This window comes from Ancylobacter sp. TS-1 (genome assembly GCF_009223885.1).
Taxonomy (GTDB): Bacteria; Pseudomonadota; Alphaproteobacteria; order Rhizobiales; family Xanthobacteraceae; genus Ancylobacter.
Map to the genome: position 1 here is coordinate 190,307 of NZ_CP045144.1, position 14,391 is coordinate 204,697.

The 14,391-nt window shown below is 68.1% G+C and carries 12 protein-coding genes; 4 read left to right on the top strand and 8 right to left on the bottom strand.

The features are described 5' to 3' along the window. Nucleotides 1-91 precede the first annotated feature (91 nt). Nucleotides 92-1,390, bottom strand: coding sequence for an isocitrate lyase (gene aceA, locus GBB76_RS00950; protein ID WP_152301551.1), 1,299 nt, complete (start codon nt 1,388-1,390; stop codon nt 92-94). Between the two features lie 132 nt (nt 1,391-1,522). Beyond that, nucleotides 1,523-1,762: a hypothetical protein gene (locus GBB76_RS00955; RefSeq protein ID WP_152301552.1), complete on the bottom strand. Its 240-nt coding sequence runs from the start codon at nt 1,760-1,762 to the stop codon at nt 1,523-1,525. Nucleotides 1,763-1,904: 142 nt separating this feature from the next. Between GBB76_RS00955 and GBB76_RS00960 the strand changes: the two genes are divergently transcribed. Continuing rightward, complete coding sequence (locus tag GBB76_RS00960) at nt 1,905-3,323, top strand: short-chain fatty acyl-CoA regulator family protein (RefSeq protein WP_152301553.1); 1,419 nt, start codon at nt 1,905-1,907, stop codon at nt 3,321-3,323. A gap of 3 nt (nt 3,324-3,326) precedes the next feature. On the opposite strand, the gene GBB76_RS00965 is transcribed toward GBB76_RS00960, so the two are convergent. Next, nucleotides 3,327-5,081, bottom strand: a complete 1,755-nt coding sequence (locus GBB76_RS00965) for a chloride channel protein (protein WP_152301554.1) — start codon at nt 5,079-5,081, stop codon at nt 3,327-3,329. Between the two features lie 230 nt (nt 5,082-5,311). Between GBB76_RS00965 and yghU the strand changes: the two genes are divergently transcribed. Beyond that, nucleotides 5,312-6,190, top strand: a complete 879-nt coding sequence (gene yghU / locus GBB76_RS00970) for a glutathione-dependent disulfide-bond oxidoreductase (RefSeq protein ID WP_152301555.1) — start codon at nt 5,312-5,314, stop codon at nt 6,188-6,190. Nucleotides 6,191-6,264: 74 nt separating this feature from the next. On the opposite strand, the gene GBB76_RS00975 is transcribed toward yghU, so the two are convergent. Together GBB76_RS00975 and GBB76_RS00980 are read right to left on the bottom strand one after the other, a co-directional pair. Further along, nucleotides 6,265-7,692 (bottom strand): MmgE/PrpD family protein, encoded by a 1,428-nt coding sequence (locus GBB76_RS00975; RefSeq protein ID WP_152301556.1) that lies wholly within the window; start codon nt 7,690-7,692, stop codon nt 6,265-6,267. Nucleotides 7,693-7,735: 43 nt separating this feature from the next. Further along, a complete protein-coding gene (locus GBB76_RS00980; RefSeq protein ID WP_152301557.1) occupies nt 7,736-8,815 on the bottom strand; it encodes a tartrate dehydrogenase in 1,080 nt (359 codons plus the stop codon). A gap of 300 nt (nt 8,816-9,115) precedes the next feature. Here GBB76_RS00980 and GBB76_RS00985 point away from each other — a divergent pair, with 300 nt between their 5' ends. Then, entirely contained in the window at nt 9,116-9,871 is a 756-nt protein-coding gene (locus tag GBB76_RS00985) for an FCD domain-containing protein (protein WP_152301558.1), read from the top strand. A gap of 17 nt (nt 9,872-9,888) precedes the next feature. Continuing rightward, nucleotides 9,889-10,920: a PdxA family protein gene (locus GBB76_RS00990; RefSeq protein WP_152301559.1), complete on the top strand. Its 1,032-nt coding sequence runs from the start codon at nt 9,889-9,891 to the stop codon at nt 10,918-10,920. Between the two features lie 140 nt (nt 10,921-11,060). On the opposite strand, the gene GBB76_RS00995 is transcribed toward GBB76_RS00990, so the two are convergent. From GBB76_RS00995 to GBB76_RS01005, 3 genes are all read right to left on the bottom strand, one after another. Continuing rightward, nucleotides 11,061-11,765: an FCD domain-containing protein gene (locus tag GBB76_RS00995; RefSeq protein WP_152301560.1), complete on the bottom strand. Its 705-nt coding sequence runs from the start codon at nt 11,763-11,765 to the stop codon at nt 11,061-11,063. Nucleotides 11,766-11,915: 150 nt separating this feature from the next. Next, nucleotides 11,916-13,010, bottom strand: coding sequence for an isocitrate/isopropylmalate dehydrogenase family protein (locus GBB76_RS01000; protein WP_152301561.1), 1,095 nt, complete (start codon nt 13,008-13,010; stop codon nt 11,916-11,918). A gap of 11 nt (nt 13,011-13,021) precedes the next feature. Further along, nucleotides 13,022-14,389, bottom strand: a complete 1,368-nt coding sequence (locus GBB76_RS01005; RefSeq protein ID WP_152301562.1) for an MmgE/PrpD family protein — start codon at nt 14,387-14,389, stop codon at nt 13,022-13,024. Nucleotides 14,390-14,391: the final 2 nt, after the last annotated feature.

Below are 14,391 nucleotides of genomic sequence, written 5' to 3' on the forward strand. Positions count from 1 at the left end.
GCCGGACCCGCGCAAGGCCTCCCCTGACCTTGCGCGGGCGCGCCGTGCGCCGCCCCGGGATGACGAGGCAGATGCTCGTCCGCGAGCGCCCTTAGAACTGGGCGGTCTCGGTGGAGTCCTTCATCGCCGTGGTGGCGCTGGAGCCCTCGCTGAGCACGGTGGCGATGGCGTCGAAATAGCTCGTGCCGACCTCGCGCTGGTGGCGGGTGGCGGTGAAGCCCTGCGCCTCGGCCGCGAATTCGCGCTGCTGGAGCTCGGAATAGGCGGCCATGCCGTCCTCCCGGTAGCGCCGCGCCAGCTCGAAGGTGGTGAAGCACTGGTTGTGGAAGCCGGCCAGGGTGATGAACTGGTAGCGGTAGCCCATGGCGCCCAGCTCGCACTGGAAGGTCTTCATCTGCGCCTTGTCCATGTGCTTCGCCCAGTTGAAGGAGGGCGAGCAGTTGTAGGCGAGCATCTTGCCCGGATGCACCTTGTGCACGCCCTCGGCGAAGCGGCGGGCGTCGTCGAGGCTCGGGGTCGAGGTCTCGCACCACAAGAGGTCGGCATAGGGGGCATAGGCGATCGCGCGGGCGATGCCGGCCTCGAAGCCGCCATTGTAGCGATAGAAGCCTTCCTGCGTGCGCTCGCCGGTGATGAAGGGCCGGTCGATCTCGTCGATGTCCGAGGTGATCAGCCGGGCCGATTCCGCGTCGGTGCGCGCCATCAGCACGGTGGGCACGCCGGCGACGTCGGCCGCGAGGCGGGCCGCGTTCAGGGTGCGAATGAACTGGCGCGTCGGCACCAGAACCTTGCCGCCGAGATGGCCGCACTTCTTCTCCGAGGCGAGCTGGTCCTCGAAATGGACCGCCGCCGCGCCGGCCTCGATTAGCGCCTTGGTGAGCTCATAGGCGTTGAGCTGGCCGCCGAAGCCGGCCTCGGCATCGGCGATGATCGGCACGAAATAGTCGAACTCGGCCCCCGAGACGCTGTCCGCGCGCTCCATCGTCTGGATCTGGTCGGCGCGGGTGAGCGCCTTGTTGATACGCCGGACCACAGCGGGGACGCTGTCGACCGGGTAGAGGCTCTGGTCCGGGTACATGTCGCCCGACGAGTTGCCGTCGGCGGCGACCTGCCAGCCGGAGAGGTAGATCGCCTCCAGCCCGGCCTTCACCTGCTGCACCGCCTGGATGCCGGTGTAGGTGCCCATGGTGGGCACGTAGTCCTGCGTCTGCAGCAGGTCCCAGAGCCGGCGGGCGCCGTTCGCGGCCAGCGTGTGCTCGACGCGCAGCGAGCCGGCAAGGCGCGCGACGTCAGCGGGCGTGTAGGTGCGACGGATGCCGTTCCAGCGGTCCGGAGCCCAGGGCGGGACGGGGAAGCTGTCGGGAGCGGTGGTGCGGAGCTGGTCCAGCATGATTTTTTCCTGCGGTGTCGGAAGGAGTGGGAAGGGGCGCGGGTGCCGTGGAGGGTTCGGCGCCCGCGCCAGCCGGTCCGCGTCGCGCGTCCTCGAAGCGGATCGGTCGAAAGCGTGGCCTGGCCGCCATGGCTACCGGGCCCGGCGGGTGTAGGTGGCGGCCACGAGCTGGCGGCCGTCGAACAGGGAGAGCGGGTCCTGCCCCGGCGCCAGCGCGAAGCGGTGGCGGCCGATGCGGTGGACGACGGTGAAATCCTGCTCGGCGAGGCCCTGCGAGCGGAACGCCCGGCCGATCTCCTCGGCGTCGCCGCCGACGATGGTGACGAATTCCTCGGCGCCCTGGGGCTGGCCGTCCTGCGGGATGCGGTTCATGTCAATTCCTCCCGTTGGGTGTGATGTAAAGATTTAACACTCGACACGGAAAGGCAATAAATATAATGATTTTCGTATGTTAAGCTGATAAGCCTTGTAAAGTTTACAGGCTGTTTTTGTAAACCGAGCAAAGGAGCGGGCCATGCTCGCCACCGAACCGCGGATCGGAAGCCGGGTGCAGAGGCTGCGCCGGGCCAAGCGCGTGTCGCAGGCGGACCTCGCCACTGCGCTCGGCATTTCCGCGAGCTATCTCAACCTCATCGAGCACAATCGCCGCCGCATCACCGTGCCGCTGCTGATGAAGCTGGCCGGCTATTTCGGCATCGAACCCGGCGAGCTGGTGGAGAACGACGAGTCCCGTCTCGTCGGCGACCTGATGGAGCTGTTCAGCGACGACCTGTTCGCCGAGCACGCGCTGACCAACCAGGACATACGCGACCTCGCCGCCTCGAACCCCACCGTCGGACGCGCCGTGGTGCGCCTGTTCGACCAGTTCCGCTCGCTGCGCGACGCGCACCGCACCGGCACGGCCGGCACGCTCGACGAGGAGGGCGGCTCGCATCCGGCCACCGACGCGGTGTCCGACTTCATCCAGGAGAACGCCAACTATTTCCCGGCTCTGGAGACGGCGGCCGAGCGCATCCGCCGCGACATCGACGTCGCCTCGGATTCCTTCGAGTACGGGCTGAAGACCTATCTCTCCAACGTCTTCGGGCTCAACTGGCGCTCCGCCTCGCTGCCGGCCGGCATCGCCCGGCGCTACGATGCCGGCGCCCACGAGCTGATCACCGCCGAGGTGCTGCCGCCGGAATCGGCGCTCTTCGTCGTGGCGCATCAGCTCGGCCTGCTCGCCGCCTCGCGCCAGATCGACGAATTGATCGAGGCCGGCAACCTCGCCGCCGACGCGCCGGTGGTGACGCGCAACGCGCTGGCGAGCTATTTCGCGGCGGCGCTGATCATGCCCTACGAGCCCTTCCTCGCCGCCTGCCAGGAGACGCGCTACGACATCGAGCGCGTCCAGCGCCGCTTCCGCACCAGCTTCGAGCAGATATGCCACCGCATGACCACGCTGCAGCGGCCGGGGCGCTCCGGCATTCCGTTGCACCTCGTGCGCACCGACATCGCCGGCAACATCTCCAAGCGCTTCTCGCTGTCGGGCATCCATATCTCGCGCCATTCCGGCGCCTGCCCGCGCTGGAATGTCTATGCCGCCTTCTTCCATCCCGAGCGGATCAACGTGCAGGTCAGCCAGATGCCGGAGGGCCAGCGCTATTTCTGCATCGCCAAGTCGATCACCAAGGGCGGGCACCGGCACAACGCGCCGCGCCGGCACCTCTCCATCGGGCTCGGCTGCCACATCTCCCATGCCCAGCAGATGGTCTATTCCGACGGCATGGACCTTTCCGATCCCTCGCAGACCGTGCCGATCGGCGTCGGCTGCCGCATCTGCCCGCGGCTGGACTGCGAGCAGCGCGCTCAGCCGGCGACCGATCATCGCTTCACGATGAACGAGACCGACATGGCGGAGAGCTTCTACGCCCAGGCCCGCCGGGGCGCGTGAGGCTCAGTCGAGGCGCTCGCCGGTCAATTCGCTCAGCCGCCGGCCCATTTCGTCGCTGTAGCGGCGGATGGCGTGCGCCTCGCTCAATAGGCCGACCACGCGGCGGTCCGGCGTGGTGACGGCCAGCGCGTCGGCTTCCGCCTTCTCGAACAGGTCCAGCGCCTCGCGGATCGTCGCCGTGGGGGACAGGCTGGTGCGGGTGAAGCGCAGCAACTGGCGCAGCGTGGCGGGAGCAGCGTCGTCGTGCAGCGCGGCGGGCGGCACCATGCCGGCATAGAAGCCGCCCTCGGTGGCGACGAGATAGGTGGAGGAGCCCGGCGGATAAAGGCGGCGCGCCTCGGCGATCGGTGTACCGATGTCGAGAAGCGGCACCTCATGGCGCATCAGCGTGTCGACGGTGATCTCGCGCAGCCAGCCGATATCGTGTGCGCCGCGTATGTTCTCGCCGCGCAGGTGGAAGCGCCAGGTAGCGAAGGAGAAGCCGAACAGGCGCCGCGTGACCAGCGAGGCGGTGCCGGCGGCGGCCAGTACCGCCAGCGTCAGTTCGAGGTCGCCCGTCATCTCCAGCGCCAGCAGCGTCATCGTCATCGGTCCGCCGACCACGGCGACCGCCAGCGCGCTCATGCCGATAAGGGCGTAGAAGAACGGCGCCGGCACCAGTCCGGGCAACATCAGCTCGAGCCCGGCGGCGTAGACCCTGCCCGCCATCACGCCCATCAGCAGCGAGGCGAAGAACAGGCCGCCGCGAAAGCCCAAGCCGATGGAGACCGAGGAGGCCGTGACCTTGGCCACCAGCAGCAGCGCCGCCAGCGCGAGCGTGCCGTCGGCGGTAAGGTAGTGGTAGACCGCGCCGTGCCCGGCCGAGAGCACCGCCGGGTTCCACAGCGCCATCCCCCCAACGATCAGCCCGCCGATCGCCGGGCGCAGGAAGGGCGGCAGGCCGGAACGGCGGAAACCGGCTTCGACCAGCGTCGCCCCACGCATCACCGCGATGCCGACCAGCGCGCAGACCACGCCCAGCAGCAGCACGGCCGGCAGATCGACAAGGCCCGGCGCGTGAAGCGCGGGCAGGTCGGGAAGGGTTCGCGGCGCCAGCGCCTGCTGGGTGAGGGCGGCGGTGAAGGTCGCCGTCATCATCGGCACGAAGGCGGGGATGGCGTAGGTGCCGAGCACCAGCTCGAAGCCGTAGAAGGCGCCCATCAGCGGCGCGTTGAACGCCGCGCCGATGGCTGCCCCGGCGCCGCAGCCGACCAGCAGGCGCAGATCGGCACGGCGCACGTGGAACTTCTGGCCGATCCAGGAGGCAAGGCCGGCTGCGGCCTGGGTGTAGCCGGCTTCCAGCCCGACTGAGGCGCCGACCCCGCTGGAGAACAGGGTCTGCGCCGCCACTGTGAGGCTGTCGCGCAGCGACATGCGCCCGCCATGCAGTGCATTGGCCTCGATGGGGTCGACCGGGGGATTGGCGAGGGTCCGCAGCACCCGCCACGCCGCGAGTCCGAAGGCGAGGCCGCCGAGCACCGGCCCAAGCACCAGCAGCGCCGGGGCGATGCCATGGGTGATCGACAGGTGGGCGTCGGCGGGAATGCGGAAGACGAGTTCGTGCAGCGCCTGCAGCGTCGCGTTCATCGCGACGACGACGAGACCGGCGAGCACGCCGACGATCCCCGCCAGTGCGACGATGCCGAGTTCGCTGGTGCGCACCAGCTGGCGCAGGCCCTGCGGAACCGCCTTGGGGCCGGGGGCGGGATCGGTTGTCACATGCCGCTCGTTTCGCGCCGCTCGTCTCGCACTCTACCCTGTCTGACTAGGCAATGGCCGTGCCGTGCGCAACCGGCAACGCAGCCATGCGATGGCGGGGGGCTATGTCGCCGCGAATTGATGGAGCGGGCGTCGACCGGCAGCACCACCTGCGTAGAGTCGCCCCGAAGCCAACAGGATTCGCGGCGCGCCCCGGCGGACGCCGCTTCAGCATGTGGAGTTTTCCCATAATGTCCGGAACATCCGACTACACGCCGCCGAAGGTGTGGACCTGGAACAAGGCCAATGGCGGCACCTTCGCCAACATCAACCGCCCCATCGCCGGCCCGACGCATGAGAAGGAACTGCCGGTCGGCCGGCATCCGCTTCAGCTCTATTCGCTCGGCACACCGAACGGCCAGAAGGTGACGATCCTTCTGGAGGAACTGCTCGCGCTCGGCCATGCCGGCGCGGAATATGATGCGTGGCTCATCAAGATCAGCTCGGGCGACCAGTTCGGCTCGGGCTTCGTCGAGGTGAACCCGAACTCGAAGATCCCCGCTTTGCTCGACCGCTCCGGCGAGAAGCCGCTCCGCGTCTTCGAATCCGGCGCCATCCTGCTCTATCTCGCCGAGAAGTTCGGCGCCTTCCTGCCGGCCGATCCGGCCGGCCGCGCCGAGTGCCTGTCCTGGCTGTTCTGGCAGATGGGCAGCGCGCCCTATCTCGGCGGCGGTTTCGGCCATTTCTTCGCCTATGCGCCGATGAAGATCGAATACGCTATCGACCGTTTCGCGATGGAGGCCAAGCGCCAGCTCGACGTGCTCGACCGTCGCCTTGCCGAGAGCCCCTATCTCGGCGGCGCGGACTACACCATCGCCGATATCGCCGTGTTCCCGTGGTATGGCGGCCTGGCGAAGGGGTGGCATTACGGCGCCGCCGGCGAGTTCCTCGCCGCGCAGGAGTACACGAACGTTCTGCGCTGGGCCGACGCCATTCTCGAACGGCCGGCGGTCAATCGCGGGCGCATCGTCAACCGCATAAACGGGCCGCTTTCCGAGCAGCTGCGCGAGCGCCATGACGCCGGCGACTTCGAGACCCGCACCCAGGACAAGCTGGAAGCCGCCGGCTGAGCGCGAAAACGAGACGCGAATGAAAAAGGGGCGCCCCGCTTTCGCGGGACGCCCCCTCATCAGACCGCCGGTCGTCAGGCGCAGAGCCGGGTGAGCTCGCGGATATCCCGGACCTGCTCCAGACGGCGCACGGTCTCGATGATGGCCTCGGTCTTGGCCTTGTCCCACTTGGAGAACTCGGCGCAGCCGCGGAACTTGTCGGCCGCCTCGTCATAGGTCATCGGGTTGGCGGGGCTGCCCTTGCCGAAATCGGCGCGGCCCGAAATGGTCCGCCCGTCCTTCAGGTGAATGTCGAGGATGGTGGTCATCTTGTCGTAGCCGGCGGCCTCGGCCTCCGGGTGGACATGGAAGTTCACCCTCTCGATCAGCGCCTTGACGTCGTCGCGCTCGACCGCCTCGTCGGTGAACTCCGGCAGGCCGCCGCGTCCGTCGAGCAGCAGGATCGCCATGCAGAATTCCATGGAGAACTTGGCCTGAAGCTCGTTCTTCGGGCGATGGTGGATCAGCGCGTTCGGCATGTTCTGGTTGGTGCCGACGTCGAGGCGCTCGACGTCCTCGGCCTTGATGCCGTGCTCGCGGATCAGCTCCAGCAGCTTGGTCATGCCGGGATGGGTGAGCGAGCCCGACGGATGCGGCTTGATCGACACGCCGGGGAAGGCGAAGGTCCAGGGCTGGCCGAGCTTGCCGACGATGGCGGTGGCGTCGAAGCCGCCGCCCGCCGCCTGGAAGAAGCCACGCGGGGCTTCGAGGATCTTGTCGGTGGTGGTCCAGCCAAGCTCGGCGAAGTCGGCCGCCACCACGCCGCTCTCCGAGGAGCGGCCGGCATGGAACGGCTTCATCATGGTGCCGAAATTCTCGCGCAGGCCGGCCGACTGGCTGCCGGCGCAGCCGAAGGCGCGCACCACCTGCTCGATGGACAGGCCCTTGAGCTTGGCAGCCGCGGCGGCGGCGGCGTAGGTGCCGCAGGTCGCTGTGGCGTGGAAGCCGTGCTGGTAGTGACGCGGGTTGATCGCCTCGGCGATCTTGCACTCCACCTCGACGCCGAGATGGTAGGCCAGCATCATGTCCTCGCCCGAGCGCCCGCCGGCCTCGGCGACCGCCAGCGCCGCCGGCAGCGCCGGGGCGGTGGGATGGGTCAGCAGGCCGTAGACGCGGTCCTTGGCGACGGCGAGCTGGGTGTCGTCATAGTCGTCCGCATGGATGCCGACGCCGTTGGCGAAGGCGGCGAAGCGCGTCGGCACCTTGAGCGAGGTGCCGATCACGGTCGCCGGGCCTTCCTTGATGCCGAGGCCCGCGAGATAGGACTGGATGTATTCGCCGCTCTTGGCGACCGAGCCGGAAAGGGCGAGGCCGATGCCGTCGAGGATCGACTTCTTGCCGAGCTCGATCACCTCCGCCGGCAGGTCGGCATAGCTGGTGCCGACGACGAAGGCGGCGACGTCGTGGGTGAGACCCTCGACGACCGGCTGGGCCTGGGCGGGGTTGGTCTGGTGCAGCGTCATGGTGCGTTTCCTGTTCTGTCGTTCAGCGTGTGCCGCGCGCCTCTCAGGCGGCGTTCGCCGTGGAGGAGGGCAGGGCGCCGATGATGGCGTCGGTGAGCTCGCGGGTGCCGGCGGTGCCGCCGAGATCGCGGGTCAGGCTGTCGCGGCGGGCGAGCACGTTCTCGATGGCCTTCTCGATGGCGCCGGCGGCGGCTTCCTCGCCGAGATGGCGCAGCATCATCGCGCCCGACCAGATCTGGCCGATGGGATTGGCCACGCCCTTGCCGGCAATGTCCGGCGCCGAGCCGTGCACGGGCTCGAACATGGACGGGTATTCCTTCTCCGGGTTGATGTTGCCGCCGGGCGCGATGCCGATGGAGCCGACCACCGCCGGGCCGAGATCGGAGAGGATGTCGCCGAACAGGTTGGAGGCGACGATGACGTCGAACCAGTCCGGGTTGCGCACGAAATGCGCGGTGAGAATGTCGATGTGGAACTGGTCGGTGGTGAAGCCGGGATACTCCTTCGAGATCGCCGCGAAGCGCTCGTCCCAGTACGGCATGGTGTGGCTGATGCCGTTCGACTTGGTGGCCGAGGTGACGTGCTGCTTGCGGCCCTTGGCCAGCTCGAAGGCGTAGCGCATCACCCGGTCGCAGCCGCGGCGGGTGAAGATCGACTGCTGCATCACCAGCTCGTCTTCCAGCCCGTCATAGAGCCGGCCGCCGATGGAGGAGTATTCGCCCTCGTTGTTCTCGCGCACGACGTAGAAGTCGATCGAGCCGGGTTCGCGGCCCTTGAGCGGGCTTTCGACGCCGGCCAGCAGCTTCACCGGGCGCAGGTTCACATATTGGTGGAAGCCGCGGCGGATCGGGATCAGCAGGCCCCACAGCGAGACATGGTCCGGCACGCCGGGAAAGCCGACGGCGCCGAGGAAGATGGCGTCCTTGTTGCGGATCTGGGCGAGGCCGTCGGCCGGCATCATGGCGCCGGTCTTGGCGAAGCGCTCGCAGCTCCAGTCGTAATGGGTCCAGTCGAAGGAGAAGCCGCCGATACGGCTCGCCGCCTCGAGAACGCGCTGCGCCTCGGGCACGACCTCGTTGCCGATCCCGTCACCGGGGATGACCGCAATGGAATATGTCGTCATGGAAACTCCTGAATATCGTTGGCGGCCGGCTCCGGCACGTCAGCCGACAGGACAGTGTTCAACGAACCGACAACTGTCAACAATTTTTGGGAAAGAACGGTCGCGATCGCCACCTGAGGCGTTGGGGTCAGTTCACGGTGATGGCGTTACACACGCTGAATTTGCGGAGGTTTTCGGCGGTTGCGGCGCAGCATCGCGGCTGACGTTGCGGGAACCGCAGCGAACGGCAAATGACCCGGTGTTGCCGTCATAATTGTCATCAGTGTTGACAATTTTCGATTCAGCGGGCCAGATTGCGCCATGCTCCGCCGCTCGCCAGCCAATTCCGTCCGCACCCCGCGCACCGCGTCCTTCGTGCCGGTGATCCAGCGCGAGATCGAGCGCATGATCGGCACGGGCGAGCTGACCAGCGGCACGCGCATCAACGAGAGCACGCTGGCGCTCAGGCTCGGCATCAGCCGCGGCCCCGTTCGCGAGGCCTGCCGGGCGCTCGAACAGATCGGGCTGCTGCGCAGCGAGCTCAATCGCGGCTTCTTCGTGCGTGAGGTCAGCACCAAGGAGGCGCTGGACCTCTATGACATCCGCGCCGGTCTGTTCGGCACCGCCGGACGGCTCGCGGCGTCGATCATCACCACGGTGCAGCTGCGCGATCTCGCCGATCTCATCGCGCGGATGGACGCCGCCATCGAGGCGCCCGACATCGCGACCTTCTACACGCTCAACAACGAGTTCCACCGCCAGGTGGTGGTGGCCTCGGACAATGCCAAGCTGATCGAGCTCTATCCGCTGCTCGAGGCCGAACTGCATCTCTTCCGCCGGCGCGGCCTCGTGCTGCCCGGCTCGATGCGCACCTCCAATGACGAGCACAAGGCGATCATCGAGGCACTGCGCCAGAGCGACGGCACGGGCGCCGCGCGCCTGCTGGAGCGGCACATCCTCGCCGGCAAGGCGCGCTTCCTGCGCACGCTGGAGGATGACAGCGCCACGGAAGGGCGGCCCGGCCCGCTCGATCCGCGCCAATCGCGGTCGAAAGACCGGCAATCTCACGACAAATAGCCCAGACAGGTGTTTCCATGACGCGCACTTCTTCCCCCCTTCCGGTCCTCGCGCTGGTGCCCGGCGACTGCACGGGCATCGGCCCGGAACAGACGGCCCGCCTGCTGGCCGAGGGCAGCCTGCGCGATGTCGCGCGCCTCGTGGTGGTGGGCGATGCCCGCGTGCTGGAGATGGGCGCGCGCCATGCCGGCGTGACGCTGAAGACGCGCCGCTACGCCTCGCCGGCGGCGGTCGACTGGAGCGCCCCGGAAATCCCGCTGGTCGATCTCGGCAATATCGACCCGGAGGCTTTCGAGCTTGGCGTCGCCAATCCCGATTCCGGTCGCCTGACCGGCGACACGCTGGCGCGCGCCATCGATTTCGCCAAGGCCGGCGAGGTCGACGGTGTGTGCTTCGCCCCGCTCAACAAGCAGGCCATGTTCAAGGGCGGCTGGCGCTTCCCGGACGAGCACAAGATGTTCGCCCACCTGCTCGACCATAAGGGCCCGTTCAGCGAGATGAACGTGCTGGAGAACCAGTGGATGACGCGCGTCACCTCGCACGTCTCGCTGCGTACCGCGGTCGATCAGGTGACCTTCGATTCCGTCTGCGGCGCGCTGCGCCTCGCCGACGACACCATGCGCAAGGCCGGCATCGACAAGCCGCGCATCGCGGTCGCCGCGCTCAACCCGCATGGCGGCGAGGGCGGGCTGTTCGGCACCGAGGAGATCGACATCATCCGCCCCGCCGTCGAGGCCATGGCCAAGGAAGGCATCGACTGCACCGGGCCGTTCCCCTCCGACACGGTCTACCTGAAGGCCTTCGGCGGCGCCTATGACAGCGTGCTGGCGATGTATCACGACCAGGGCCAGATCGCGACGAAGCTCAAGGGCTTCAACAAGGGCGTGACCATCACCGCCGGGCTCGAGGTGGTGTTCACCACGCCGGCGCACGGCACGGCCTTCGATATCGTGGGCAAGGGGATCGCCGATATCGGCGCCTTCCAGTCCGCCGTGCGGCTCGCGGCCCGCGTGGCCGCGCGCAAGATCGAGGCGCGCGCCGCCGCCTGATCCGGGTCGACCTGAACCCCACCGAACGACGTCATCCCCGGGCTCGGCCCGGGGATCCACGTTTCCACATCCGCTCCCCAGACATAAATGGCCGGGTCAAGCCCGGCCATTGCACCCGAAACTCGATGGGGGTGAAAATCTCAGTCGATGCGGGAGGAGGCGCCGTCGACGGCCGCGATCAGGCGGCGCTTGGCGAGGGCGACATGGCGCCAATGCGTCATCTGGGCCCGGTCGCCGTCGCCCGAGGCAAGGGCCTCCAGCATGGCGCGATGCTCGCGGTTCGACACGGCAAGGCCGCCGCCCTGCACCAGCGCGCGGGCGCGGAACAAATGCAGCTTGTTGACGAAGCGATGATATTCGGCCGTCAGCGTGCGGTTGCCCGACGACGTCACGATGAGATTGTGGAAGGCGAGATTGAGCGGGTAGTAGTCGTCGAAATCGCCTCGCTCGGCGACCTGGTCCATCTCGTCGACGAGGCGGGTGAGCTCGGCGAGAAGTCCGTCGGTCATGCGCTCGGCGAGCAGCCGGCCGGCCTGGCCGAACAGGGCGGCGCGCACATCATAAATCTCGATCGCATCCTCGACCGACAGCCGCCGCACGAAGACGCCGCGGTTGCGCACCACCTCGACCAGCCCCTTGGCCTCCAGGCTGCGCGTGGCCTCGCGGATCGGCCCACGGCTGGTGCCGAAGCGGTTCGAGAGATGTATCTCGTTGATCCGCTCGCCCGGCTCCAGCTCACCGGTGAGGATGAGACGCTCGAGTTCCTTTTCCAGCGCGCTCGTGAGGGAGACGCTCTTCACGACGGTAAGGTCGTTCAAATGGTTGGAATCGCTGCCCATGCTCATCGGTTGATTGTAGACAATCCAGAATGGAAAGGCTCCTAGAATCTACGCATTTGTTCGTATAGCCGGCACGGATGCGTCATTTTGTCTTCGATTGCCGACGGCGCGGCCTGCCGATGAGGGCGTGCCGCGCCGCATTCAGGGGGTAGTGGCTCAGGCCGCCGCGTGCGCCTGCTCCTGCATCGCCGCGAGGATGCCCTCCACCATGTCCGCCTGGGTGCCGGTGCCGAGAATGTCCGGCGTGCGGGTGGCGGGGTTCGCCAGCGCCGCCTCGATGCCGGCCTTCATCAGCGCCGAGGCGCGGGCGGCGGCGGGAATGCCGCGCCGCCGGCCCAGCCATTCGATCAGCATGCGGGTCGACTCGATCATGGCGTAGGGGTTGGCGATCCCCTTGCCGGCGATGTCGGGCGCCGAGCCGTGGGTCGCCTGCGCCATCGCGATCTCGCCGCGCCCGATGCACAGGCCCGGCGCCATGCCGAGCCCGCCGACCAGCCCGGCCGCCTCGTCGGTGAGGATGTCGCCGAACATGTTGGTGGTGACGACGGTGTCGAAGCGCTGGGGCTCGCGCACCAGCTTCATCGCGAAGGTGTCGACGATCACCTCCTCGATGACGACGTCGGGAAACTCCTTCCCGGCCTCGTAGCACTCCTCCACGAACATGCCGCAGCCGAGCTTGAACACCGTGTTCTTGTGCACGACGGTCAGGCGCTTCTTGCGGGAGCGGGCGATCTCGAAGGCCGCGCGGGCGACCTTGCGGCTGCCCTCGCGGGTGATGACGCGCACCGAGATGGTGGTGTCGTGCGTCGGGCGGAACTCGCCCGAGCCGGCGACCACGTTGCGGTCCGGCTGGAAGCCTTCATTGTTCTCGCGCACGATCACGACGTCGATGTCGTCATAGAGGCAGCCCAGCCCCGGATAGGAGCGGGTCGGGCGCACATTGGCGAACAGGTCGAAGCTCTTGCGCAGGATCGGGTGCGGATTGATCGCCTCCGGCACCTTCGGATAGGCCTGATGGCCGATCGGGCCGAGGATGAAGCCGTCGAGCGTGCCGAGCGTCTCCATCGTGCCGGGCGGCATGGTGTGGCCAAACTCGTCGAGCGCCTTGCGGCCGAGCGGCATGGGCAGCCAGTCGACGGCGAGGCCGCTCGCCTTCGCCGCGGCTTCCGCGATGCGGTGGGAGGCCGGGACGATCTCGTGGCCGATATCGTCGCCGTTGAGGACGCCGATGCGCAGGGGGGCGTGGGACATAGGCGTTTCCCTCACTCGGCCGCGCTGCGCAGGTTCGCCGGCACCGAGGCGCGGGCGACCTCGCCGACATCCGCCAGCTCGGGAAGGCGCCAGGCCAGCGCCATCAGGCGCTCGGTCACCTCGTCGCCGACGACGAGGGCGGACTGATGCGCGAACTTGCGCGCCAGATGCTCGTTGCTGAGCGGCTTGTCATGGCTGCCGATGGCGCGCTCGATCGTCTTCTCGATCTTGCGGCCGTCTTCGAACTCGACCTCGATCACCACGGAAGCCTCGTGGATCGAGGTGTCGGAGGTGGCGTCGACCTTGCGCCGCAGGGCGACTAGCTCGGGGGCGTTGGCGGCCTCGTCGGTGAAGGCGGTCGGCGAGCCGTCGCCGCGCAGCAGGGCGCAGGCGGCGGCGTGGAAGACGCTGAACTTGGTCTCAAGCCCGGTCTTCGGCTCGCGCTTGCCGGTCAGCTCCAGCACCAGCGGATGGGTGCGCAGGCGCACCGCCGCGATCTTCGCGACGTCCGCGCCCAGCTCCTCGCGCAGCTGCTGGCAGCCGTCGATGGTGGGATGGATGACGATGCCGCAGGCGAAGGGCTTGTAGGAGTTGAGCCCGGCTTCCCACGTCTCGCCGAGGCTGCCGAGGATCTCATTATAGTCCCGCTTGGTGGACAGCACATTGGCGAAGCCGCGCGGCGCCTCGATCGCCTGCAGCGAGCTGTCGAAGCCGGCGCGGGCGAGGAAGGCGGCGAGCGCGCCGTTGCGGGCGGCGACACCCGGATGCAGGCTCTTGCACATGGTGCCGAACATCTCGCGCAGGCCGGAGGCCTGCGTCGCGGCGATGCCGAGCGCCCAGGTGATCTGCTTCTCCTCAAGCTTCAGAAGGTGGCTGACGGCGGCGGCGGCGCCGAAGACGCCGGTCGTACCGGTGATGTGCCATCCGCGATCGTAATGCTCGGGATAGACGCTGTTGCCGAGGCGGCACTCGACCTCGACACCGATGATGAGCGCTTCGAGGAAGTCGACGCCGGACACCGGCATGTACTCGGCCGTGGCCAGCAGCGCCGAGGCGACCGGGCCGGCCGGATGGATGATGGTCTTCAGATGGGTGTCGTCATAGTCGAGCACGTGCGAGGAGATGCCGTTGACCAGCGCGGCATTGGGTACGTCGAGGCGCTCGGCGCGCCCGATCACCGTCGCCTGCGGCTTGCCGGCGAAGGGCATGATGCCGCCCAGCGCGCAATCCACCGTCTCGTGACGGGCGCCGCCCACGGCGCAGCCCAGCCAGTTGAAGAAGGTACGCACGCCTTCCTCGCGCACGGACTGGGGGATGTCGTCGAGCCGGGTACGGGCGATCCAGGCGGCGAGCTGCTTGGTGACGTCTTTCTGGGACATTC